Genomic DNA, 22,278 nt, shown 5'->3' with positions numbered 1-22,278 from the left:
CGGTGAGCGCCCGAGCGGTCGAGCGCGTCGAGCTCCAATCTGGAGACGACGGCGTCCGCCAGCATGGCCAGCGTGACGATGCGGGCGGCTGCCTGCGGGGTGTTGCGCGGGTAGGTACGCATGGTGGGCACTCCTCGTTTGGCGTTGGCGTAATCAGTCGAAGATTTCGCTCATCCATGACTTCTTGCGGCGGGGGTATTGGCCTTGGCCTGCTGCGCCGTGATGGTCTGAATCCACGAAATCGCGCTGCGGCGTTGCGCCGACGGCTCGAGGTGGCGCCGCTGTTGCGGCGCGCTCCAGCAACTTATCGAGTTCGCCGCGATCAAGCCACACGCCCCGGCACTTTGGGCAGTAGTCGATCTCGACACCTTGGCGATCGGTCATCGCCAGCGCAGCGTCAGGACAGTTCGGGCATTTCATTGCGTTCTCCTTGATATTCTTTGAGGACTCAATCGCTGTTGCTGCCAAAGCCGATCAGAGCAAGCAGGCTGCTGAACAGGTTGTAGATCGACACGTAAAGGCTCACCGTGGCCATGATGTAGTTCGTTTCACCGCCGCGAACGATGCGGCTTGTCTCGAACAAGATCAGGCCGGCCATCAGCAACACGAACGCCGCCGAGACGGTGAGCGACAGGGCGGGCACCTCGAAGAAGATGGCCCCCAACCCGGCCAGGAACGCGACGATGATTCCGGCCAGCAGAAAGCCTCCCATGAAGCTGAAGTCTTTCTGGCTGGTGAGCGCGTAGGCGGAAAGTCCGACGAAGATCGTCGCCGTCCCGCCCATCGCCATCATCACGACCTGGTGCCCGTTCGGCATCGAGAGGTAGTGACTCACGATGGGGCCCAGGGTGTAGCCCATGAAGCCGGTGAGGCCGAAGACGGCTGCCAGGCCCCAGCCGCTGTTGCGCAGTTTTGTGGTGGCGTACAGCAGGCCGAAAAAGCCAAGCAGGGTAAGGACGATGCCGGGGTGAGGGAGCTTCAACGCGGCACTTGCGGCTGTGACGGCGGCGCTGAAGAACAGCGTTGCCGACAGCAGCCAGTAGGTATTGCGCAGGACGCGGTTGGTGCTCAGTGCGGTGCTCGCCGCCCCGGGTGCGCCGGCAACCATCGGCAGTGCTTGTTCCGATCTCATGCTGTTTCTCCTTCGTGGGGCGCGGGGTCGCGCCTGCCGGATCGCAAGCGGTCGAGATGCTTGACGACGACGCGCTCGATACGGTCGCTTTGGCGCGTCAACACAAACCGCAATCGGCGCCTGACGTGGTCGGACAGCGCGCCCGTGATCGGGAATCCCAGGCTCTGGATGTCGACGTTCATGTTTGCCCTTTCAAATCGCCCGAGGCGACGACAGCGCTAATCTAGAAGGCGCGGTGGGGCATGTAAATCCGAAAGATCTGAGCGGATCCATCGAAAAAAACGTAGTCTTTGGCCATGAACTACAAACACCTTGGCTACTTCATGCAGGTGGCCAAGTCCGGCAGCGTCATGCGCGCGAGCGAACTGTTGCACCTGACGCCGCAGACCATCAGTGGGCAGATTCAACTGCTCGAAGAAGCGCTGGGCAGCGCCTTGCTCGCCAAAAGCGGGCGTGGGCTCGTGCTCACCGAGGCCGGTCGCCTGGCGCTGAGCTATGCCGAAGAGATCTTCTCGCTGGGCGCTGAACTCCAGGAGGCCGTGCGCGAACCTGCGAACAAGGGACGCACGCTGGAGTTCAGGGTCGGGGTGGTCGACGTTGTGCCGAAATCCATGGCCTATCGGTTGGTCGAGCCTGCGACCCAACTGCCGGAGCCTGTGCGCGTCGTGTGCCGCGAATGGAAGCTCGACAGCTTGCTGGCCGAGCTGGCTCTGCATCGGCTCGATCTTGTCATCTCGGACGCTCCGATTCCTGCTTCGATCAGCGTGCGGGCCTTCAGTCACCGACTCGGCACCTCGGGGGTGAACTTCTTCGCGGCGCCTGCATTGCTCGAGCGCTGCAGCGGGGCGTTCCCGCAGTGCCTCGACGGCGCACCGATGCTGTTGCCAGGTGAGGATTCGGCGCTCGGGCAGCGTCTGCGAGCTTGGTTCAAGGCGAACTCGTTGCACCCCCGAGTCGTCGGCGAGTTCGACGACAGCGCGCTCGCCAAAGAATTCGGTCGGCGCGGTGCGGGCATTTTCGTTGGCCCGTCCGTGCTGTCACATGAAATCGAGAAGCAGCTCGGCGTCAAGACGCTGGGCGTTGCCGCCGAGGTCGTGGACGAGTTCTTCGCCATCTCGGTTGAGCGGCGCGTCAAGCACCCCTGCGTCGTTGCGATCACACAGTCGGCACGAAACGAGCTGTTTGCAGTGCCCGCCAAAACTCGCCGCGTTCGTCGCTCCACCTCGCGCTGATACGCGACTCATGTTCGACGGCCCGCCGCGCCTTTTCAAGACCTTGGCCAAAATCGAAGATCGTCATGGCCGCCAGGAGTTCCCATGCGCCACCCCGACGAGATTGCATCCAAGCTGCTGGGCGTGCCCTACGACACGCTGGACGAGCGCACCCAAAAGGTCGCCAGGCACATCGCCGCGCGCAAGCACATTGCGCGCAATGTCACGCAGGACTTCGACGCCCGGCCCGCGCTCGGCCAGCGCGCCGCGGATGCGGTGGCGTTGTTCGGCGGCTCCTGGACCTTCGTGGGGCTGTTCGCCGCCACCCTGCTCGCGTGGGTGGGGCTCAACGCCTTTCTTCTCATGAAGCGCGGCAACACCTTCGACCCCTATCCGTACATCCTGCTCAACCTCTTTTTGTCCATGCTGGCGGCGATCCAGGCGCCCATCATCCTGATGTCACAGAACCGCCAGTCCGAGAAGGACCGCGTGGCTGCGGAACACGACTACGAGGTCAACCTCAAGGCCGAGCTGGAGATCATGCTGCTGCACGAGAAGATCGACGCGCTGCGCGAGCAGCAGTGGGAGGAGCTGCTGGCGGTCCAGAAGGAACAACTCGACTTGCTCGCGGTGCTGGTCGGCAAGAAGACGCGGTCGCCCTGATCGAGCCAGGCAAGGTGATGCCCGCTGCGGCCGTCTGACGCGCGCCACCTTCACTGCGGCGCTCTCAGAACGCGTGAATGAATCTCGGCATGGAACCTGCGTAAATTTACCTCGCAACACCCGGCTGATTGAATCACCATGCTTGCTGAGCGATACCAGTGAACCAGCACCAGATCTGATCAATGGTTGATCTGGGCGGTGCATGCCAGAACATCCCATCAGGAGAAAAATCATGCCGACGAACCGTGTCTCGCAGTTGGGATATCTCGGGATCGACGTGCGCGATGTGCCAGCTTGGCAGCGATTCGCCGCCAACGTGCTCGGCCTGCAGTCCAAGGGCACCGACCCGGACGGCACGCTGTTTCTGAGAATGGACGAAAACCACCATCGCTTCGCGCTGCATCCTGGCGGCCGCGACGACCTGGCCTATGTCGGCTGGGAGACCAAAGACGCAGACTCGCTGCGAGCGATTGCCGAGCGTTTGGAGTCTCAGGGCGTCGCAATCACCTGGGGCACGACGGCCGAGGCACAGGTACGTCGCGTCGTTGGCCTGATCAGGTTGCAGGACCCAAGCGGCATCGCCACCGAGGTCTACTTCGGGCCACTGGTCGAATTCGAGCGGCCTTTCCATTCGCCGCGCGCGATTGGTGGATTTGAAACCGGCGATTTGGGCCTGGGTCACATCGTGGTCAGTGTGGATGACTACGAGGCGAGCCTGCGCTTCTACTGCGACGGCCTCGGTCTAAAGCTCAGCGACTTCATCGAGATCGAAATGGGTTCGGCGGGCAACACCATGATTGCTTTCTTACACTGCGGTCCGCGTCACCATTCGATCGCGATTGGGCAGTTCCGTGCACCGAAGCGCTTGCATCACGTCATGCTCCAGCTTCGGGACATGGACGATATCGGCACCACGCACGACCTCTGTCAGGATCAACTCGTGCCGATCGCATCCAGCCTCGGCCGCCATACGAATGACCACATGGTGTCGTTCTATATGCAGACGCCGTCTGGTTTTCAAGTGGAGTACGGCTTTGGCGGACGATTGATCGACGACGCCGTTTGGGCGGTGCAACTGCATCACGCACCCAGTATCTGGGGTCATCGCGCGCCGCGTGCAACGCCCCTCGCGGAGCAGATCGACACTGTCTAATGAGGGTTCAGCAGGCCTGCGTCCACCTTCGGCAAGGCGGCCGAGACCAAGGCGTTGGAGGTGTCCTCCAGGCATGACGCAAGGGGGCCACGAGGTCACGATGGGTCGGTGGACGCGTGCGAAGGCAGCCGGGCCTGCAGCGAGCGAACCTGGCGCTCCAGGGTCTCGATGCGGTTCAGGTAATCGAGCAGCACCGCCGCGGCGAACAGGTCCAGGTCGAAGTCCCGCCGCAGCCTGCCGGCGGTACGCAGCGACGTGACGACCTCGGCGCCGAACAGGCGCTCCGGAAGCGTTGCGTCGAGCGGCACCAGCGCGCCGTAGTCCACCAGTTCGTCCAGTTCGGCCGCACTCAGGCCGCACACCTCGCACAGCTCGGACACGCTCACCGTCTGACGGGCGTCCTCCCGCCAGGTCCATTCAACTCGCTGTGGGTTCACGTGCGTTCTCCTCGGCCGCGGTGGCGCGCGGGTTGAAGCGCGAGCTGCGGGCCAGTTCAGTAAAAAGCTCCCGCTCGCGCTCGGACAGCGTGGCGGGCACGTCGATATGCACCACCGCATACAGGTCGCCGCGCCCGCCGCGGCCGTTGGCCAGGCCGCGCCCGCGCAGCCGCAGTTTGCGACCCGCGCGGGTGCCGGGCGCCACCGTGAGCAGCACCGAGCCGTCCAGCGTGGGCACCTGCAGGTCGGTGCCCAGCGCCGCTTCCCAGGGGGCGAGCGCCAGGTCGAAGTAGAGGTCGTGATGATCGGCGCGGAACACCGCGTGCGGCGCCAGCGTGATGTGCAGATAGATGTCGCCGTCGGCGCCGCCGTGGCGGCCCTTGCCGCCCTTGCCGCGCAGTCTGAGCTTCTGGCCATCGCTGACGCCCGGCGGGATCGTTACCTCGAGGGTGTGCCGGCCCTCGTCGTCGGCCAGGTTCAGGCTGAGCGTGGTGCCGCGGTGCGCGTCTTCCAGGCCGATCTGCACGGTGCTTTCGTGATCGCGGCCACGCATCGGCATGGCGCCGTGACGCGCTCCTGCGCGCCCGCGGCCGAGTGCGGCGAGCAGATCGGCCAGGTCGAGGTCCTCGAAGGCTTGCCCGTTCGACGCGTGGTCATGGCGCCACTGCGGCGGCGGTGAGAAGTCTTCGCCGCTCGGACGCCGGCCGAGCTCGTCGTAGGCGGCGCGCTTTTCGGGGCTCTTGAGCGTCGCGTAGGCCTCGGCGGCTTCCTTGAAGCTCGCTTCGGCACCCGACGCCTTGGACAGGTCCGGGTGATGTGTACGCGCGAGCTTGCGATAGGCCTTCTTGATCTGCTCCAGATCGGCATCGCGCGGCACGCCGAGCGCGGCGTAGTAGTCCTTGTATTTCATGCCGAAAGTGTGGCGCAGATCAGCCGCGCTCAGCTTGCCATCGTGTCCGGCAGCAGCCGGTCGTACTCTTTCTTCACCACCGCGTAGCACTCGCAGGCACGCTCTTCCAGCCGCGTGCGGTCGAGCACGGTGATATGGCCGCGCCGGTAGCGGATCAGCCCGGCCTTTTGCAGGTGGCCCGCGGCCTCGGTGACGCCCTCGCGACGCACGCCCAGCATGTTGGCGATGAGTTCCTGCGTCATCACGATCTCTGCGGAGTGCAGCCGGTCCAGGCTGAGCAGCAGCCAGCGGCACAGCTGCTGGTCGAGCGAATGGTGCCGGTTGCACACCGCCGTCTGCGCCATCTGGGTGATGAGGGCCTGGGTGTAGCGCAGCAACAGGTGCAGCACCGGTCCGGCCCGGTTGAACTCCTGCATCATCAGCTTGGCCTCGAGCCGAAACGCCTGGCCGGCGCTTTGCACGACGGCGCGGCTGGGCGTCGATTCACCGCCCATGAAGAGCGAAATGCCGACGATGCCTTCCTGCCCAACGACCGCGATCTCGGCCGAAGCGCCGTCTTCCATCACGTAAAGCAGCGAGACGATCGCCGTGGTCGGGAAGTACACATGGCTCAGGGTGACGCCGGACTCGTACAGCACTTTGCCCAGCGGCATGTCGACCGCCTCGAGGTGCGGCAGCCAGTGCGCCCATTCGGCGTCCGGCAGGGCCGAAAGCAGCAAGTTTTTTTGCGGGTCCAAGCCCGCCTCCAGCAAATCGCATGCCCGTGAGCCGAGGTTCGCGCTATAGCGGCGCGACGACGCTTCCGGTCCGGCCCGCGGGACGCTAGGCTGCGTGGGGTCGCCGAGGCGCCGCCCCAAAAAAAAGGAACCGAGATGTCGAATCCGCTCATCACCCCTGCGCCGCGGCCCGAACCGGCGGCGACCTCGACCACGCTGCCCGACGACTGGCGCCAGTGGGTGGCCGAAAACCGTCTGCGCGGATGCACGCCCGAATCGATGCTGCAGGTGTTGCTGGCCAACGACCTGGACCGCAGCGCCAGCGAAGCGGCGCTGGTGGCGATCGAGCGCGACCCGAGCTATTTGGCCGCGCTCAAGTTCCTGCAGCTCTACGGCAAGCTGGCCTCGGTGATGCTGAACCACCAGCGCCTCGTCCAGAGCGCGCCGCACTACGAGCGCGTCGAGAAGCGCGCCCACGTCTCGCGCGACGAGTTCACCGAACGCTACGTGCGCGGCAGTCGTCCGCTGGTGCTGACCGAACTGGCACGCGACTGGCCGGCCCTCGGGCGCTGGTCGCCGGCCGACCTGAAACAGCGCTTTGGACACGCCGAGGTCGAGATCCAGTCGGGTCGCCAGGCCGACGCGCAGTACGAGCAGAACAAGCTGGCGCTTCGGCGCACCGTGCGCCTGGGCGACTTTGTCGACCAGGTCGTGGCTGGCGGGCCGACCAACGACCACTACCTCACCGCCAACAACGAAGTGCTGCGGCGCCCCGAGTTCGCCCCGCTGCTCGACGACATCGGCAGCCTGCCCGACTACTGCGACCGCGCACAGCTCGCGGCGCGCTCGTCGTTCTGGTTCGGCCCCGGCGGCACCGTCACGCCGCTGCACCACGACACGATCATGCTGATGCACACCCAGGTGGTGGGCCGCAAGCGCTGGCGCTTCATCTCGCCGCTGGAAACGCCGCGCCTCTACAACTTCAACGGCGTGTTCAGCCAGGTCGACCTGGACCGGCCGGACCTCGCTCGCTATCCCCTGTTCGGCGAGGCCACGGTGCTCGACATCGTGCTGGAACCGGGCGAAACGGTCTTCCTGCCGCTCGGCTGGTGGCACCACGTCACCTCGCTCGAGCTGAGCTTGTCGTTTTCGTTTTCCAACCTCGCGGTGCCCAACGAGTTTGAGTACCTGAATCCGTCGATCACCAATTGGTAGCGCGCCGCGCGGTGGCAGCCGGCTTGCCGCTGCAAGACCTTGTCAACGCTGACCGGTCGGACCTTCAACCTACGGGGGCCGAGATACTTCGCCTGCCACCCGAGGCCGCGGAACGAGCGTGCGGCTGGCCGATCTAAAACATTGCGGCTGGCGGTCTTTGCAACCGCAGGAGGTCAAGATCATGAGGCAGGCAAAGCATTGGCAAGATCCAGCCAGCGCCGTTATCGGTGCGTGGTTGATCGTGTCGCCCTGGGTTTTGGGCTTTCAGGGCGAAGTGGTGGCGATGGTCAACGCGGTCGTGATCGGTGTGGCGCTCGTCGCAGTGGCGCTGGGAGCCGTGCTGGTTCCGCATGCGTGGGAAGAATGGACCGAATTCGCGCTCGGGCTCTGGCTGATCGCCTCGCCCTGGTTGCTCGGATTCGCCTCGCTTCGCGAGGCCGGCCCCTCGGCGGTGATCGCCGGCACTGTGGCCGCGGCGTTCGCGCTGTGGATACTGTGGACCGACAAGGACTTCAGCGGCCGGTGGCGCAAGTGGCTGCCGCATTGACGCGTTGAGGTGGTCGAGCGACCCGCCCGGGGCGCGAGCCCCGGGCCCAAGCCATCCTGCCGGGTGGAGGGCGTCGTTTTGACCTTATCGCCGCGGCTGCAAGCTCAGGCCGGTCATGCGCGACACCACTTGCTGTGCGGGTGTTGGGCGGGCCGCGCAAAGCCGTGGGCGGGCGGCCGCAAAAAGACGCAGAGCGCGTCGGCGTTGACGCCGCACCCTCTCAGGCCTTGAGCTTGTAGCCGGTGCGGAAGATGAGCCACACCGCCGCCAGGCACAGCACCAGGAACAGGGCCGTCATGCCCAGGCTGAGTGCCACGCTCACGTCGGCCACGCCGTAGAAGCTCCAACGAAAGCCGCTCACGAGATACACGACCGGGTTGAACAGGGTGATGGTCTGCCACAGCGGCGGCAGCATGCTGATGGAGTAGAAGCTGCCGCCCAGAAAGGCCAGCGGTGTCACGATCATGATCGGCACGATCTGCAGCTTTTCGAAGCCGTCGGCCCACACGCCGATGATGAAGCCGAACAGGCTGAAGGTGACCGAGGTGAGCACCAGAAACGCCGCCATCCACACCGGATGCAGGATCGAGTAATCGACGAACAAGCGCGCCGTCACCAAAATGATGGTGCCGAGGATGACCGACTTGGTCGCTGCCGCGCCCACGTAGCCGATGACGATCTCTGCCGCCGATACCGGCGCCGACAAGACCTCGTAGATCGTGCCCGAGAACTTGGGCATGTAGATGCCGAACGAGGCGTTGGAGATGCTCTCCGTGAGGATGGCCAGCATGGCCAGCCCCGGCACGATGAAGGCGCCGTAGCTCACGCCGTCGATCTGCGCCATGCGCGAGCCGATGGCCGAGCCGAACACGATGAAGTAGAGCGAGGTCGAGATCACCGGCGCGGCGATGCTTTGCAGCAAGGTGCGCCAGGTGCGCGCCAGCTCGAAGGCGTAGATCGCCTTGATGGCATGCCAGTTCATGTTCGCGTGCTCACCAGGCTGACGAAGATGTCCTCGAGCGAGCTTTGCTGCGTCTGGAGGTCCTTGAAGGCGATGCCGTGCTCGTCGAGCCGCCTGAGCAGGGCTGCGATGCCGGTGCGGTCGGCCTTGGCGTCGAAGGTGTAGACGAGTTCGCTGCCGCCCGCCGCCAGTGCCAGCCGGTACTCGGCCAGCGCAGGCGGCACGACGGCCAGCGGCACTTGTAATTGCAAGCTGAGCTGCTTCTTGCCGAGCTTGGCCATCAACGCGGCCTTGTCGTCCACCAGAATGATGCGGCCCTGGCTCATCACGCCGATGCGGTCGGCCATCTCCTCGGCTTCTTCAATGTAGTGCGTGGTGAGGATGATGGTGACGCCGCTTTGCTGCAGGCCGCGCACCATGGCCCACATGTCGCGGCGCAGCTCGACGTCCACGCCCGCGGTCGGCTCGTCGAGGAACAAAATTTGCGGCTCGTGGCTGAGCGCCTTGGCGATCATCACGCGGCGCTTCATGCCGCCCGAGAGCGACATGATGCGAGCGTCTTTCTTGCTCCACAGCGACAGCTCCTTCAGCAAGCGCTCGATCAAGGCGCGGTCGGGCGGCTTGCCAAACAGGCCGCGGCTGAAGTTGACGGTGTTCCACACGCTCTCGAAGGCGTCGGTCGCCAGCTCCTGCGGCACCAGGCCGATCTTGGCGCGCGCGGCGCGGTAGTCGCGCCGGATGTCGTGGCCGTCGGCCAGCACCACGCCTTCGCTCGAATTGACGATGCCACAGATGATGTTGATGAGCGTGGTCTTGCCCGCGCCGTTGGGCCCGAGCAGCGCGAAGATCTCGCCCCGGCGGATGTCGAGATCAACGTGGTCCAGCGCGCGCTGGCCCGACGCGTAGGTCTTGCCGAGGCCGCGAACCGAAATGACCGGCTGCACCTCGGCGCCTGCACCGGCTGCCACGTGGCTAACTCAGGCGAAGGCTGCTGGCGCCGAACAGGCCCACGAGCCCGATCAGGATCAGGTAGATCGCGACGATGAAGTTGAGCAGCTTGGGCATCACCAGGATGAGGATGCCGGCGACGAGGGAGATGAGCGGGGCGAGGCTGAGGTGCAGGTTCATGGGTCGAGGTGCTTTTGAACAGAGGAGGGCGTCGTCGTGCGAGGCGCGAGCTTCGCACAAGCGCCGAAGGCGCGCGCCGCAACCACACGGGCTCAGGGTTGCGCCCACGCCCGCTCCCAGGGCACCCTGTGGTGGAATCCTTCAAGGGATCAGTAGCAAGTCCCGGCAGCGCACGAAATCATCAGCAAACAGGCGGGATATTTCCACCCGTCCGCATTTTTTGGAGAAGAGCATGACTGGCATCGCCGCAATCGAGGGAAACGGCCCTCATCGGGTTCTCGTACTTCATGGCTGGGCGCTCGACAGTGGCGTTTGGTTCGCATCCCGGGCGCTGACCGATCTGTCGCGCTTCACCTATGCCTACCTCGATTTCCCGGGTTACGGCGTCAACCGGAGCAAGCCGCCCGCTGCCAGCGCGGATGCGATGGCGGCGGCCGCGATTGAAGCTGCAGACGAGCTTCGGTGGGACCACTTCTCGATCCTTGGGCACTCCATGGGCGGGCTGACGGCGCTGCGCGTGGCAAGCTTGATCCCCCAGCGCGTCAAATCCGTCGTGGCGCTGACGCCGGTCTCGCCTGCCGGGACGCCACTCGACGCAGCCACCTACGCGACCTTCAAGGGCGCTTGGGCCGATCCAGGCGCCGCCATCAAGGGCGCGCTGTCGCCGAACATCACCGAGCGCAACCTGCGCAATCTGGTTGCCAGAAACAGGTCCAGCATGAGTCAGCCGGTTTGGGATGCCTACCTGGCGAACTGGACTTCACCGAGCTTCCTGTCCGAACTTAAACAGTACACCGGGCCAGCGACGGTGCTGTATGGGCAGTCCGACCCCTTTGTCACGGCTGGGTACCTCGCCGACACGATACAAGCCCTGCCCAATGGACAGTTGCAGTCGATCGCCCATGCGGGCCACTACCCGATGATCGAGCAACCCGTCGCGACCGTATCGTTGTTCGAGGCGGCTCTTTCGGGCACGCCGGCCGAGATCGGCTGACGCCAGCGCCGCTGTCCTCGCGCGACTCCGATTGATTCCAGGCGAGCGATGCGGGTGGACTCATTGGCACCACGTTCCGTCCGGGCAAGGGGGCAGCAACCTGGATGGCTTCAAGTGGAACCGTGCTGGGGAAGGGCGCCCGATACGAGTGGTTTGCGCGAAGTGCCTCGCGAAGTCACGAACTGCACGTCGATACGAGTTACCAGGGCAGCATGCTCGGGGATTGAAAAGCCGCTGCTCGGTGGCGCCGCAACGCGACGCTGATAACCTGCCTCGTCCCCACCGCAATCCACAACGGAGATCCATGCAGCGAGGCGGTTTGCGATTCGGCGATGTGCTCGTCACCCGCACCATCGGTGCGCTGGAAGAAGCGGGGCCGCTCGACGATGCCGAGGCGCTGCGCGCGGCAGCGCTCGCCACGCCGGGCCGTGAGGGCCGTATCGTCGAACGCGCGCGGCTTCTGGCACGGCGTATCGGCCTGGACAAGGATCTCGCGCGCCTGCGCCAGGGCCTGCCGCTGGTTGCCTTTGCCGCCGCGGTGGTGGTGGTGCTGCTCACCTGGAGCCTGCTGCGCGCCGTGATCGGCGAGGGCCGCTCCATCAACGCCATCACCGCGTTCGCATCGGTGCTCGGCCTGCATCTCGCCAGCCTCGCGCTTTGGCTCGTGGCGCTGCCCTGGGCCGCAGCGTCGGCGCGCAGCGACGGTCGCCTCAGTGGCGCGCTGGGCCGCATCGCTTTGTGGCTCACGGCGCATTGGCCCGTGCTCGGCGGGCGCAACGGCCCCGAGCTCATGAAGGCGGGTGTCGAACTGCTGCGGCGCGAGCGCCTGCTGCCCTGGGCCTTCGGCTTCATGAGCCACGCGATCTGGACACTCGCGTTCGCGTTGCTGCTGCCGGTGCTGTTCTGGGTGTTCGCCTTCAGCGCCTACCGGCTGAGCTGGGAAACCACCATCCTGCCGAGCGAGTTCTTCGCCTCATTCGTGCGGCTCACCGGCTGGCTTCCCGCCGCGCTGGGCTTGCCGACGATGGACGCCCAGGCGCTGCGTGCTGCGGGCGGCCCCGACGCCGACCATCGCCTCTGGGCATGGTGGTTAATGGGCTGCACCTTCGCCTATGGACTGCTGCCGCGGCTGGCGCTCACCTTGCTGTGCTGGGCGGTCTGGCGCCTGCGCAGCGAGGCACTGCGGCTTGATACGGCCGAGCCCTACTTTCGCAAGCTGCTCAATCGCTTTGATGCACTCAACACGTCGCGCGTGGTCGATGCCGAGCAGGCACCGCAGCTCGACGAAGCCGCACGCCGGACCCCGGCCACGCACGACCGGGCCGGCCCCCTGGTGCTCGTCGGCTTCGAGCTTCCTGCGGAGCTGCCGTGGCCGCCCGATGGGCTGAGCGCGCAGGGGCATGTGAGCCGCCGGATATCGGGCACGGGCGACGAGCGCCGCGCCGTGCTGGACCTGCTGGCCGGCGCGCGCGCCGGCAAGATCCTGTTCGTCTGCAACGGCGCGACTTCGCCCGACCGTGGCACCGCGCGCTTCATGCGCGAGGCCACGGTGCATGTCGGCGCCGCCGCCCTGCTGCTGGTCGATGCCGGCGGCGCGCGCGGCGTGAACCTGCCTCAGTGGACGGCGTGGCTGAAGACCGCTGCGCTCGACGCGACCGAGGTCTTCACCAAGGTGGCCGATGCCAACGCTTGGGGAGAACGGGCGATCAATGGCTAACGCGATCGAGATCGCGGTCGTCGGGCACACGAACGCGGGCAAGACCTCGTTGCTGCGCACCCTGACGCGCCGCGGCTCCTTCGGCGAGGTGTCCGAACAACCGGGAACGACCCGCCACGTCGAAGCGGTGGAACTGGCTTTCGACGGCAGTTGCACGGTGCGATTCTTCGACACGCCGGGGCTCGAAGACTCGGTCGCCCTGTTCGACTACCTGCGAGCGCTCGACCGCTACGCCACGCCGCCCGAGCGCATTCGCGCCTTTCTCCAAGGCCCCGAGGCACGGCGCAGCTTCGAGCAGGAGGCCAAGGTCTTGCGCACGATGCTCGACGTCGATGCGGCGTTCTACGTCATCGATTGCCGCGAGCCGGTGCTGCCGAAGTTTCGCGCCGAAATCGACATCCTCGCGTCGTGCGGCAAGCCGGTCATGCCGGTGCTCAATTTCGTTCGTCACGCCGACAGCCGCGCCGCAGAGTGGCACGAGGCGCTGTCGGCCCACGGACTGCATGCGCTGGCGCACTTCGACGCGGTCGCGCCCTTCACCGGCTCCGAGCAGCAGATCTACCGCGACCTGACGACGCTGCTGCGCAGCCGCCAGCAGCAGCTCGAGGCCATCGTCGCCTACCTCGAAGTCGAGCGCCTGGAGCGTCGCTCGGTGGGCTTGGCGATCATCGCCTCGCTGCTGGTCGACGTGACCGCCATGCGGCGCACCGTCTCGACCGAGGCGCTGGCCGAGCCGATCGCGAGAAAACGCTTCGTCGGCGAGTTTCGTGCGGCGGTTATCACGCGGGCGCGAGCCGGCGTCGACGATTTGCTCGAGGTCTACGCATTTGGCAAGGACGAGGCCGACCTCGCGGTCATGCCCTGGCTCGACGGCCGGTGGGAGGCCGACCTGTTCAACCCCGAAGCGCTCAAGGCGGCGAGCCTGCAACTCGGCGCGGGCGCTGCGATCGGCGCATCCGTCGGTGCGGTGGCCGACGTGGCGCTGGCTGGCCTTTCGCTGGGCGCCGCCACCGCGATCGGCGCTGCGCTCGGCGGTGCCGTCAGCCAGGGCTTCGGGCCACTGGGTCGCAGCGTGGTCAACAGCTTGCGCGGGCGCGAAGACCTGTCGTTGGAGAACGAAGTCATCCAGGGGCTGGCGACGCAACTGCTGGGCCTGCTGTTGGCCCTGGAAGAGCGCGGCCATGCGGCCCAGGGCAAGGTGCCGGTCGCCGCCACCTTGGCCGCTGCGGCGTCGGCAGGGTTTGACGGTGTTGTCAAGGCGCTGGTGCCTGCGCGAGGCCGGCCCGAATGGTCGTTGCAGCGCAAGGCGCGGTCGGCCCGGCACTACCCCCAGCGCGAGAGGCTCGTCGAGGACGTCACGGCCCGGCTTGGCGTGGTGTTCGTCGGCGCGGCGAGGACGCAGGTCGTGCGCTGACAGCGGCACGGCCGGCCGAGCCCCGCCTCACCCGGCATGCATTGCGCGTTGCGCGACGCTGTGCCGCAGCTCGGCCAGCAGCGCGTCGAACACCTCGGGCTCGATCGGCTTTTGCAGCGAGCGCACGTTCGCGCCCACGCTCTTGAGGTCGCAGTCGAACACGTAGCCTGAGCAGAACACCACCCAGGTGTCGGGTGCGCGCTCGAGCGCAAGGCGGGCCAGCTCCACGCCCGAGAGGCCGGGCAGGCTGATGTCGGTGATGATCATGTCGAACGAGCGTGTGTCGGTTTCGGCGAGCGCTTCTTCAGCGCTGGCGCAGGCCACCACGTCAAGCCCGGTCTCGTCCCAGAGCGCGCGGGTCGTGAAGCGGATATCTTCGTTGTCCTCGACGAACAGGACGGCAATGGGGGGCGGGTGACGACTGGGGAGCATGGGTGCAGATCGAACCGCAGGGGTGGCGAGCTTGCTGCGGCAATCGACGTGCCCGAGTTGCGGCCCGGGCGTGTTTGTTGACCATGTCTCGCCAGCACCGGGAATCACCATGCATCTCGACGGTTCATGCCACTGCGGCAGCGTGAAGTTCTCGGTCCGCTCGGCCGAGCCCTACCCCTTCATGCGCTGCTACTGCTCAATTTGCCGCAAGACCGCCGGTGGCGGCGGCTTTGCCATCAACCTGGGCGCCGACAAGGCCTCCTTGCGGGTCACCGGCAAACGGCATGTGCGCGTGTACGTGGCTCGGTTGCAGGAGGAGGGCATGGCAGAGCGCACCAGCACCGCGGAGCGCCATTTCTGCGGGCGCTGCGGCTCGGCGCTGTGGCTGTGGGACCCGACCTGGCCCGAGCTGGTGCATCCGCACGCGAGCGCAATCGACACGCCCTTGCCGGCGGCGCCGGGCAGCGTCCACATGATGCTGGGCTCCAAGGCCGCGTGGGTGCCGGTCGAGGGGCGGCCAGGCGACGCGCGCATCGACGCTTACCCGGACGTGTCGCTGGCGCAGTGGCACCGGCAACGCGGGCTCACGTCGAGCACCGACGAGCCGCCCGCCGGGACCACGGCGTGAAGCGAAGGCGCCCGCACGCCGCGTGCCGGCGCGCCGTCACCCGCGGGCCGGCGTGTGGCGCGCCAGGCAGCGACGCGCGCGCTCGTCGACCCGCGCCGCGAACCACTCGGTGGTGAGTTTGCGGGTGATCTTGGGGCTCTTCAGCACGATGCGCGGCACCATCGCGCGCGGCAGCGGGCGGCCTTCAAGTCGATCGGCCAGCGCGAACACGCGCTCGTAGAGGGTGCTGCGCTCGAACTCCGCCGTGGCGCCGCGCTCGAGGTCGCGGCGGATGGCAGCGGCGCCCAGATCCAGGCGCTTGGCGAGCACGCGCGTGGCGAGTTCGGTGCTGCCCGGCGCGTCGGCGTCGTGGTCCAGGCGCACCAGGTCGCCGTCGAGGTCCAGCGGTATGCCCGAGGCAAGGCTCACCGCGTTCTGGAACGCGGCGTTGCGGCTGGCGTAGTGCCCGGCATTGAAGTCGGCGTAGCGGTACAGGGGCTGGTCGTAGGACGCCGCGTAGTCCAGCAGGTGGGCGATGCCGAAGTACATGCCGCCGCGCCGCGTGAACACCTCGTGGCGGATCGTGCCGGCCACGGGGTAGGGGTAGGGCCGCGCTGCCGCGTGCGCTTCGGCGTAGGCAATGCTCACCTGCATGGGCCCGCCGGTGCGCACCGGGTTGCGCCCGGACAAAAAAGTCTTGCCCAGCGGCACCATCCCGATGAAGTCCTCGAAGATGACGCTGAGTTCCTGCTCGGTTTTGGCAGCGTCGATGCGCTTGCCGTAACTGCGGCCGTCGGGCGACGAAAGCTCGAGCGCCGTGTGGACCAGCAGCAGCGGCACGCCTGCGCGTTCGGCCTGCTTGTCGATTTCTCTTCGGGCGATCGCCGGCAGGCCGGCCACGGGCGGGTCGGCGCGAAAGCTGGACTCCTGTTCGGTGATGGCGACCACCGCGCAGATGTTCTGCGCGGTCGGTGCGATGTCCATGGACGCGAATGCCGCATGGATATCGGTGACCCAGCCTTCACGGTCGGGCGTGCCCGAGGGCAGCAGCCTGGCGACCAGCGCACGCGCGTCCGTGGGGCTGAGGCCCGGCGCCGGGCCGGCGCGCTGGTCGGTGGCGCACCCCGCGAGCAGCGCCAGGCAGCAGGCGAGGAGCCGGGTTGGCGCGCGTCGCGCGCCACTGCCGGAGTTGCTACCGCGGGCGCGCTCGTCGAAGGTCGTGTCAGCCAAGGTCGGTCCCTGATGTGATCTTGCCATGCGCCTGACAGGCGTTTTGGTGACGGGCGCCGGGCGCGCGATCCACGGGCCGGGCACGTCGGTTGCTCCAAGTCGGCAGCATTACTCTGGGCGGACCATGGCTTCTTCGCAATCGCGTCTGATCGGATTTCAAATCTGGCGACGCTGGCGCCAGCTGGCCGAGCAAGTCATTCCTTTTCCCGAGACGCAGCAGTTCGCCGACGACCAACGCCAGGATGCCGGGGTGCTTGCTTCATCGCTCGACTTGAAGCGCGGGCTCGACGTCAGCGAGCGTCCGCTGGACACGCTGCCGGGTGACCTGCAAGACGAGCTGAGGAAGCCGCGCCGGTTTCCGGTTCGCTGATTGACGCGGCGCTGGCAGCGCACACGCACGAGCGGTTACGAGGCATTCGGTCGCCGGGGTTGTAACCTCGGGCTTCGCCCCCGAAACCTGACCACCAAAATGTTCGGAAACCCTAAAGCCGTCCTCTTCGAACCCTATGGCAAGCGGCGCTCGCGCTGGCCCGTCCCACGTTGGTTGGTGCTGCTGCTGATCGGTATGGCCCTCGGCGCGGGCGGCGTCGTGTTCGTGCAGGAGCGTTACCAGCCGCCGCGCCTGTCGGCCGGCGATTCGGTCAAGCTGCAAAAGGCGTTCGACCAGGCCGAGGCCGAGCGGCTGCGCCTGGCCGGCCAGATCGAGGGCAGCACCAGGCAGCGCGAGACGGCGCTGGCCGAGACCAAGGGGCTCACCGACCAACTCGCCGCCAGCCGCGAGGCCAGCGAGCGGCTGCGCGAAAACCTCGCCTCCATCGTCGCGTCATTGCCGCCTGACCCGCGCGGCGGATTGATCGCGGTGCGCGCGGCGCGCTTCACGGTGGCAGACCAGGCGCTGGCCTACGACGTGGTGCTCTCGCGCGAGCGCGCCGGCGGCAAGCCGCTGGGCGGCGTGATGCAGTTCGTGGTGAGCGGCGAATCGGCGCGCGGCTCCGAAACCGCACTCAGCCTCAAGCCAGTGCCGATTTCGGTCGGCAGCTTCGAGAGCCTGCGCGGCAAACTGCCCTTGCCCGAAGGCTTCAAGCCGCGCCAGACGACGATCAATGTGCTGGACCGCGTCGAAGGCAAGTTGCTGGGCATGCGCGTGATCAACATCAGGTAGCGACTGCGGTCGTCGTCGCTCAGTCCGACGGCGGCTTCTTCGCTGTTGGTAAAGCCGGTCACACGCTTGCCCTTGACCCGTGGCGTGCCGCCGCTCGCCTTCACCTGGCGTAGTACGCCCGGGGCGGGCGACCCCGGCACCCGGCAGCGCAACGTCGTGACCTGCCGGCGTGCCCCCAGCGCGCCAGATTTCAAGAAGCGGTTCAAGCGTTCGGCGTTTCTCGCTCTGCGCTTGCTGCCGTTCTGGCAGACGCGGCGCCGCCCCCGGCGGCCGCCGCTGCGGCGTGGCAGCGGCTTTTCGCGGCGGGTGTGCCCGTCAGAACGCGACCCGCTCGACGCCCTTGAGTTGCAGGATCTCGCGCGCCTCGGCGGGGGTGGCGATCTCGAGACCCAGCCCTTCGAGGATGCCGCGCACCCGGCGCACCTGTTCGGCATTGGACGTGGCGAGCTTGCCGCGGCCGATCCACAGGCTGTCTTCCAGGCCGACCCGCACATTGCCGCCCATCGCCGCGGCCATCGCCGCGATCTTCATCTGGCTGTTGCCGGCGCCGAGCACCGACCAGCGGTAGTCGTCGCCGAACAGGCGATCGGCCGTGCGCTTCATGTGCATCACGTCGTCGGGGTGGGTGCCGATGCCGCCGAGGATGCCGAACACCGTCTGCACGAAGAAGGGCGCCTTCACCAGGCCGCGCTCGACGAAGTGCGCCAGGTTGTACAGGTGCGAGGTGTCGTAGCACTCGAACTCGAAGCGCGTGTCGTTGACCGAGAGTTCGGCGAGCACGGTTTCGAGGTCGCCGAAGGTGTTGCGAAAGACGAGGTCCTTGCTGCCTTCGAGATAGGGGCGCTCCCAGTCGTGCTTGAACTCCTTGAAGCGCTTCAACATCGGGAACAGGCCGAAGTTCATCGTGCCCATGTTCATCGAGGCGACTTCGGGTTTGAGCACCTTGGCCGGCTGCATGCGCTCCTGCACCGTCATGTAGGGCGAGCCGCCGGTGGTGAGGTTCACGATCGCGTCGCAGCCTTTTTTGATCACGCCGAGAAAAGGTGTGAACGCCTCGGGACGCTGATCGGGCTTGCCGGTGACCGGGTCGCGCGCATGCAGGTGAATGATCGCTGCACCGGCCTCGGCCGCCGCGATCGAGGACTCGGCGATCTGCTCGGGCGTGATCGGCAAGTGCGGCGACATCGACGGCGTGTGAACGGCGCCCGTCACGGCACAAGTGATGATGACTTTTCTTTGCGGGGTCATGGCTTCTCCTCGGTAAGACTTGGGCAGCCCCAGCACCTTCTCGGCGATGAAGCACAGGATGAGTCGTGGCGATGCGGGCGCGACGCGCGGCAGCATCGCTACGCGCAAGCACCGCTCGACGGAGTATTCCCTGCCATCGCCGAAGGCGCCATGCGTCAATACCGCAGTCTCGCGAGCTTTTAACCGAGCCCGGCCTGCCCGCCGCCCGCGGCCCAAGCCACCGGCGCGTAAGGTCAGGTCGCATGCCTGCGACACACCGAAGCTGGCTTCGATGCCCCGAAGCCGCCCATTCAACGATGCCCGACCGAGAGATCACCCGATGAACTCAGCTCGCCGTTTTCACCTCGAGCGCCAGGCCTTGCTGCTTTGTGTCGGCCTCGGCTTCGGCCTGGCCGGGCACGCACAGTCGCCGGCACCCGAGCCCGCATCGGCGCCCGCGAACGCCGCGCCCCTGGAGCTGGTCGTGCTCGGCTCGGGCGGCCCGGGCGCCACCGGACGTGCCGGCAGCAGCTATTTGGTGCTGCTCGATGGCGTGCCGCGCGTCCTGGTCGATGCCGGGCCGGGCTCCTTTGCGCGTCTGGGCGAGGCGAAGCTGTCGCTCGCCAAGACGGACATCGTCTTGCTGACGCATCTGCATGTGGATCACGCGGGCGAGCTGCCGGGCCTGTTCAAGGCGCGCGCGGTGTCCAGCCGCGGGCCCATCAGCTTGCAGGTGTTCGGGCCGCAAGGGCGACGCGGCAAGGGCGAGGGCGACGACGCCAGCGCGAGCTTCCCGTCGACGAGCCAATTCGTCGATCGGCTGTTCGGTAAGCTGGGTGTCTTCGGCTACCTGCGCAATTTTTCGGCGCCGATGACGATCAAGGCAAACGATGTGAGCACCGCGCTCGCGCCCGGCCAGCAGCCCAAGACCCTGCTCACCGAAGGCGGCCTGGTGATCAGCGCCATCGCCGGCCACCATCGCGACGCGCCGGCGGTGATCTACCGCATCGACTACGCCGGCAAGAGCATCACCTTCAGCGGCGACATCGACGCCGACGGCCTGCCCGGGCTGCGCCGCATCGCGCGCGACACCGACCTGCTGGTGTTCAACAGCGTCGTGCTCGATCCGCCCGGCTCGCCCGCGGTCCTCTACACGCTGCACACGCCGCCGAAGGCGATCGGTGAAGTCGCCCGAGACGCCGGGGCGAAGCAGCTCATGCTCAGCCATTTGTCCCCGACCATCGACAGCGCGCGCCCCGCCGTCGAGGCTTCGATCAAGCTGGCGTTCAAGGGGCCGATGGTGTTCGCGCAAGACGGCTCGAGAGCGCGACCCTAGAGCCCTCGGGCGCTTCTATCATCGGGTCGATGAGCACAGAGCGCGAGGCGATCTCCACCTTCATTGCACGCTGGCAGGGCGTCACCGCTTCCGAACTCTCCACCTCCCAAAGCTTCGTCATCGAGTTGTGCGACCTGCTCGGCGTGCCCCGCCCGCACGCCACGCCCGCGCAGGACTACATGTTCGAGCGGCCAGTGACCTTCCGGCACGGCGACGGCAGCAGCAGCGCCGGGCGCATCGACTGCTACCGTCACGGCGCCTTCATCTGGGAGTCGAAGAAGCTCAAGCTCAGTGGCCAGACGGCGGCCACCGGGCAGACCAGCAAGGGCTTCGACGACGCGCTGCTGCGCGCCCGCGCCCAGGCCGAAAGCTACGCCCGCGCGCTGCCCGCGGCCGAGGGCCGCCCGCCGTTCCTGGCGGTCGTCGATGTCGGCCACGTCATCGAGCTGTACGCCGAGTTCAGCCGCAGCGGCGCCACCTACACGCCCTTTCCCGACCCGCGCTCGCACCGCATCGCGCTCGCGGACCTGCACCACGACAAGGTTCGTGCGCGCCTGCGCAGCCTGTGGCTCGACCCGCAGAGCCTCGACCCGGCGCGCGCCAGCGCCGAGGTCACGCGCGAGGTCGCTGCCGAGCTGGCGCTGCTCGCTACGTCGCTGGAAGCGGCGGGCCACGCACCGCAGGCCGTGGCCGCGTTCCTCACGCGCTGCCTGTTCAGCATGTTTGCCGAAGACATGGCGCTGCTGCCCGAGCGCAGCTTCAAGGAGTTGCTGCAGCGCCACCGCAACGACCCCGCCACCTTGCACAAGATGCTGCGCGTGCTGTGGGCCGACATGGACCGCGGCGGCTTCAGCGCCGCGCTCGCCCGCGACGTGCTCCGCTTCAACGGCAAGCTGTTCAAGGGCTCGGCCGCCGACGGCTATGTGCTGCCACTGAGCCGCGAGCAGATCGACGGCCTGCTGCGCGCCGCGCAGGCCAACTGGCGCGAGGTCGAGCCCGCCATCTTCGGCACCCTGCTCGAACGCGCCCTTGCGCCCGACGAGCGCCACGCGCTGGGCGCCCACTACACGCCACGCGCCTATGTCGAGCGGCTGGTGATGCCCACCGTCGTGCAGCCGCTGCGCGAAGACTGGGCCAACGCCCAGGCCGCCGCATTGCTGCTGGCGAGCGAAGGCAAGCTCGATGAAGCGCGCGCCGAGGTGCGGCGCTTTCACCACCAGTTGTGCAGCACCCGCGTGTTGGACCCGGCCTGCGGCAGCGGAAATTTTCTGTACGTCACGCTCGAACATTTGAAGCGTCTCGAAGGCGAGGTGCTGAACCAGTTGCAGGCCTTCGGGCAAGACACTGACACGGTTCGGCAGGACAAGCTCGGCTTCGCCGGTGAAACCGTCACCTTGCAGCAACTGCGCGGCATCGAGATCAACCCGCGCGCCGCCGCACTCGCCGAGCTGGTGCTGTGGATCGGTTACTTGCAATGGCACATCCGCAGCTTCGGCAACGCCAGCGTGGCCGAGCCGGTGATCCACGACTACGGCAACATCGAATGCCGCGACGCGGTGTTGGCGTATGACCGCATCGAGTACGTGATGGACGCGCACGGCAAGGCGGTGACGCGCTGGGACGGCGTGCATGTCAAGACGCACCCGGTGACCGGCGAGAGCGTGCCCGACGAAGCATTTCAGGTCGCACAAGAGCGCTATGTGAACCCGCGCAAGGCGGCGTGGCCGAAGGTGGATTTCATCGTCGGCAATCCGCCGTTCATCGGTGCCAGCACGTTGCGCCGAGCCTTGGGCGAGGGGTATGCCGACGCACTGCGCGGCACCTGGCATGACGTGCCCGAAAGCGCCGACTTCGTGATGCACTGGTGGCACACCGCCGCGCAACAGGTGGCGCGCGGCGAGGCCCGGCGCTTCGGACTCATCACCACCAACAGCCTGCCGCAGGCCTTCAACCGGCGCGTGGTGCAGGCCGCGCTGTTGGGCCGCATGGGAGAGCCGCCGATTCATCTGGCCTATGCAATTGCCGACCATCCCTGGGTCGACAGCAGCGACGGCGCGGCGGTGCGCATCAGCATGACGGTCGGCGC

The 22,278-nt window shown here is 67.0% G+C and carries 25 protein-coding genes and 1 pseudogene; 13 read left to right on the top strand and 13 right to left on the bottom strand.

The window, feature by feature from the left end; translation table 11 throughout:
- Nucleotides 1-153: 153 nt before the first annotated feature.
- The 3 genes from RMO12_RS06320 to RMO12_RS06310 are packed head-to-tail and all read right to left on the bottom strand — an operon-like array spanning nt 154 to nt 1,314.
- Complete coding sequence (locus RMO12_RS06320; protein ID WP_309625619.1) at nt 154-420, bottom strand: zf-TFIIB domain-containing protein; 267 nt, start codon at nt 418-420, stop codon at nt 154-156.
- Nucleotides 421-448: 28 nt separating this feature from the next.
- On the bottom strand, nt 449-1,108 hold the full coding sequence (locus RMO12_RS06315; RefSeq protein WP_309638639.1) for a Bax inhibitor-1/YccA family protein: 660 nt from the start codon (nt 1,106-1,108) through the stop codon (nt 449-451).
- Nucleotides 1,109-1,128: 20 nt separating this feature from the next.
- Nucleotides 1,129-1,314 (bottom strand): hypothetical protein, encoded by a 186-nt coding sequence (locus RMO12_RS06310; RefSeq protein WP_309625617.1) that lies wholly within the window; start codon nt 1,312-1,314, stop codon nt 1,129-1,131.
- Nucleotides 1,315-1,428: 114 nt separating this feature from the next.
- Between RMO12_RS06310 and nhaR the strand changes: the two genes are divergently transcribed.
- The 3 genes from nhaR to RMO12_RS06295 all read left to right on the top strand — a co-directional run bounded on the left by nhaR (nt 1,429) and on the right by RMO12_RS06295 (nt 4,159).
- The gene (nhaR, locus tag RMO12_RS06305; protein WP_309625616.1) at nt 1,429-2,364 is read left to right on the top strand and encodes a transcriptional activator NhaR; all 936 of its coding nucleotides are present in this window, start codon (nt 1,429-1,431) and stop codon (nt 2,362-2,364) included.
- 84 nt (nt 2,365-2,448) lie between these two features.
- The gene (locus tag RMO12_RS06300) at nt 2,449-3,006 is read left to right on the top strand and encodes a DUF1003 domain-containing protein (RefSeq protein ID WP_309638638.1); all 558 of its coding nucleotides are present in this window, start codon (nt 2,449-2,451) and stop codon (nt 3,004-3,006) included.
- Between the two features lie 232 nt (nt 3,007-3,238).
- Complete coding sequence (locus RMO12_RS06295; protein ID WP_309638637.1) at nt 3,239-4,159, top strand: VOC family protein; 921 nt, start codon at nt 3,239-3,241, stop codon at nt 4,157-4,159.
- A 95-nt stretch (nt 4,160-4,254) separates the two neighbouring features.
- On the opposite strand, the gene RMO12_RS06290 is transcribed toward RMO12_RS06295, so the two are convergent.
- From RMO12_RS06290 to RMO12_RS06280, 3 genes are read right to left on the bottom strand one after another with little or no spacing between them, the layout of a single operon-like run.
- The gene (locus tag RMO12_RS06290; RefSeq protein WP_309638636.1) at nt 4,255-4,596 is read right to left on the bottom strand and encodes a chaperone modulator CbpM; all 342 of its coding nucleotides are present in this window, start codon (nt 4,594-4,596) and stop codon (nt 4,255-4,257) included.
- A complete protein-coding gene (locus RMO12_RS06285; RefSeq protein WP_309638635.1) occupies nt 4,577-5,506 on the bottom strand; it encodes a DnaJ C-terminal domain-containing protein in 930 nt (309 codons plus the stop codon). Before RMO12_RS06285 ends, RMO12_RS06290 begins: the two co-directional genes overlap by 20 nt.
- 29 nt (nt 5,507-5,535) lie before the next feature.
- The gene (locus RMO12_RS06280) at nt 5,536-6,243 is read right to left on the bottom strand and encodes a Crp/Fnr family transcriptional regulator (RefSeq protein WP_405029630.1); all 708 of its coding nucleotides are present in this window, start codon (nt 6,241-6,243) and stop codon (nt 5,536-5,538) included.
- Between the two features lie 135 nt (nt 6,244-6,378).
- Between RMO12_RS06280 and RMO12_RS06275 the strand changes: the two genes are divergently transcribed.
- Both RMO12_RS06275 and RMO12_RS06270 read left to right on the top strand, forming a co-directional pair.
- Nucleotides 6,379-7,437: a cupin-like domain-containing protein gene (locus RMO12_RS06275; RefSeq protein WP_309638634.1), complete on the top strand. Its 1,059-nt coding sequence runs from the start codon at nt 6,379-6,381 to the stop codon at nt 7,435-7,437.
- Between the two features lie 118 nt (nt 7,438-7,555).
- Nucleotides 7,556-7,984, top strand: coding sequence for an SPW repeat protein (locus RMO12_RS06270; RefSeq protein WP_405029629.1), 429 nt, complete (start codon nt 7,556-7,558; stop codon nt 7,982-7,984).
- A gap of 220 nt (nt 7,985-8,204) precedes the next feature.
- Here RMO12_RS06270 and RMO12_RS06265 read toward each other — a convergent pair whose 3' ends face one another.
- The 3 genes from RMO12_RS06265 to RMO12_RS06255 are packed head-to-tail and all read right to left on the bottom strand — an operon-like array spanning nt 8,205 to nt 10,073.
- Nucleotides 8,205-8,966, bottom strand: coding sequence for an ABC transporter permease (locus tag RMO12_RS06265; RefSeq protein WP_309638633.1), 762 nt, complete (start codon nt 8,964-8,966; stop codon nt 8,205-8,207).
- The gene (locus tag RMO12_RS06260; RefSeq protein WP_309638640.1) at nt 8,963-9,889 is read right to left on the bottom strand and encodes an ABC transporter ATP-binding protein; all 927 of its coding nucleotides are present in this window, start codon (nt 9,887-9,889) and stop codon (nt 8,963-8,965) included. Before RMO12_RS06260 ends, RMO12_RS06265 begins: the two co-directional genes overlap by 4 nt.
- Nucleotides 9,890-9,917: 28 nt before the next feature.
- Nucleotides 9,918-10,073 (bottom strand): DUF3096 domain-containing protein, encoded by a 156-nt coding sequence (locus RMO12_RS06255; RefSeq protein ID WP_309626485.1) that lies wholly within the window; start codon nt 10,071-10,073, stop codon nt 9,918-9,920.
- A 232-nt stretch (nt 10,074-10,305) separates the two neighbouring features.
- On the opposite strand from RMO12_RS06255, the gene RMO12_RS06250 reads away from it, so the two are divergent.
- The 3 genes from RMO12_RS06250 to RMO12_RS06240 all read left to right on the top strand — a co-directional run bounded on the left by RMO12_RS06250 (nt 10,306) and on the right by RMO12_RS06240 (nt 14,198).
- Nucleotides 10,306-11,067: an alpha/beta fold hydrolase gene (locus tag RMO12_RS06250; RefSeq protein ID WP_309638632.1), complete on the top strand. Its 762-nt coding sequence runs from the start codon at nt 10,306-10,308 to the stop codon at nt 11,065-11,067.
- A 304-nt stretch (nt 11,068-11,371) separates the two neighbouring features.
- On the top strand, nt 11,372-12,784 hold the full coding sequence (locus RMO12_RS06245) for a DUF2868 domain-containing protein (protein ID WP_309638631.1): 1,413 nt from the start codon (nt 11,372-11,374) through the stop codon (nt 12,782-12,784).
- Nucleotides 12,777-14,198 carry a GTPase/DUF3482 domain-containing protein gene (locus RMO12_RS06240; protein WP_309638630.1) on the top strand — a complete coding sequence of 474 codons (1,422 nt, stop codon included), beginning with the start codon at nt 12,777-12,779 and terminating at the stop codon, nt 14,196-14,198. The genes RMO12_RS06245 and RMO12_RS06240 overlap by 8 nt, the downstream gene beginning before the upstream one ends.
- A 27-nt stretch (nt 14,199-14,225) precedes the next feature.
- Here the strand turns inward: RMO12_RS06240 and RMO12_RS06235 are convergent, their stop codons facing one another.
- Nucleotides 14,226-14,630 carry a response regulator gene (locus RMO12_RS06235; protein WP_309638629.1) on the bottom strand — a complete coding sequence of 135 codons (405 nt, stop codon included), beginning with the start codon at nt 14,628-14,630 and terminating at the stop codon, nt 14,226-14,228.
- A gap of 109 nt (nt 14,631-14,739) precedes the next feature.
- On the opposite strand from RMO12_RS06235, the gene RMO12_RS06230 reads away from it, so the two are divergent.
- The gene (locus tag RMO12_RS06230) at nt 14,740-15,258 is read left to right on the top strand and encodes a GFA family protein (protein WP_309638628.1); all 519 of its coding nucleotides are present in this window, start codon (nt 14,740-14,742) and stop codon (nt 15,256-15,258) included.
- A gap of 36 nt (nt 15,259-15,294) precedes the next feature.
- On the opposite strand, the gene RMO12_RS06225 is transcribed toward RMO12_RS06230, so the two are convergent.
- A complete protein-coding gene (locus RMO12_RS06225; protein ID WP_309638627.1) occupies nt 15,295-16,467 on the bottom strand; it encodes a DUF1615 domain-containing protein in 1,173 nt (390 codons plus the stop codon).
- A 25-nt stretch (nt 16,468-16,492) separates the two neighbouring features.
- Here RMO12_RS06225 and RMO12_RS06220 point away from each other — a divergent pair, with 25 nt between their 5' ends.
- Nucleotides 16,493-16,837, top strand: coding sequence for a hypothetical protein (locus tag RMO12_RS06220; protein WP_309638626.1), 345 nt, complete (start codon nt 16,493-16,495; stop codon nt 16,835-16,837).
- 99 nt (nt 16,838-16,936) lie between these two features.
- On the top strand, nt 16,937-17,629 hold the full coding sequence (locus RMO12_RS06215; RefSeq protein WP_309638625.1) for a hypothetical protein: 693 nt from the start codon (nt 16,937-16,939) through the stop codon (nt 17,627-17,629).
- Between the two features lie 14 nt (nt 17,630-17,643).
- Here RMO12_RS06215 and RMO12_RS06210 read toward each other — a convergent pair.
- Both RMO12_RS06210 and RMO12_RS06205 read right to left on the bottom strand, forming a co-directional pair.
- Nucleotides 17,644-17,754: pseudogene (locus tag RMO12_RS06210) on the bottom strand (type 1 glutamine amidotransferase domain-containing protein); the annotation flags it as partial.
- Between the two features lie 190 nt (nt 17,755-17,944).
- Nucleotides 17,945-18,877 (bottom strand): 3-keto-5-aminohexanoate cleavage protein, encoded by a 933-nt coding sequence (locus RMO12_RS06205; RefSeq protein ID WP_309638624.1) that lies wholly within the window; start codon nt 18,875-18,877, stop codon nt 17,945-17,947.
- 319 nt (nt 18,878-19,196) lie between these two features.
- Here RMO12_RS06205 and RMO12_RS06200 point away from each other — a divergent pair, with 319 nt between their 5' ends.
- Nucleotides 19,197-20,192 carry an MBL fold metallo-hydrolase gene (locus tag RMO12_RS06200; RefSeq protein WP_309638623.1) on the top strand — a complete coding sequence of 332 codons (996 nt, stop codon included), beginning with the start codon at nt 19,197-19,199 and terminating at the stop codon, nt 20,190-20,192.
- A 29-nt stretch (nt 20,193-20,221) separates the two neighbouring features.
- Nucleotides 20,222-22,278 (top strand): DNA methyltransferase (locus RMO12_RS06195; protein WP_405029628.1); only part of this gene is annotated, 2,057 nt, incomplete at its 3' end.

It is taken from the genome of Methylibium sp., assembly GCF_031393925.1.
Classification (GTDB): Bacteria; Pseudomonadota; Gammaproteobacteria; order Burkholderiales; family Burkholderiaceae_C; genus Methylibium.
Note: the sequence above shows the minus strand (reverse complement) of the source record. Positions and strands in the feature narration are given on the sequence as shown.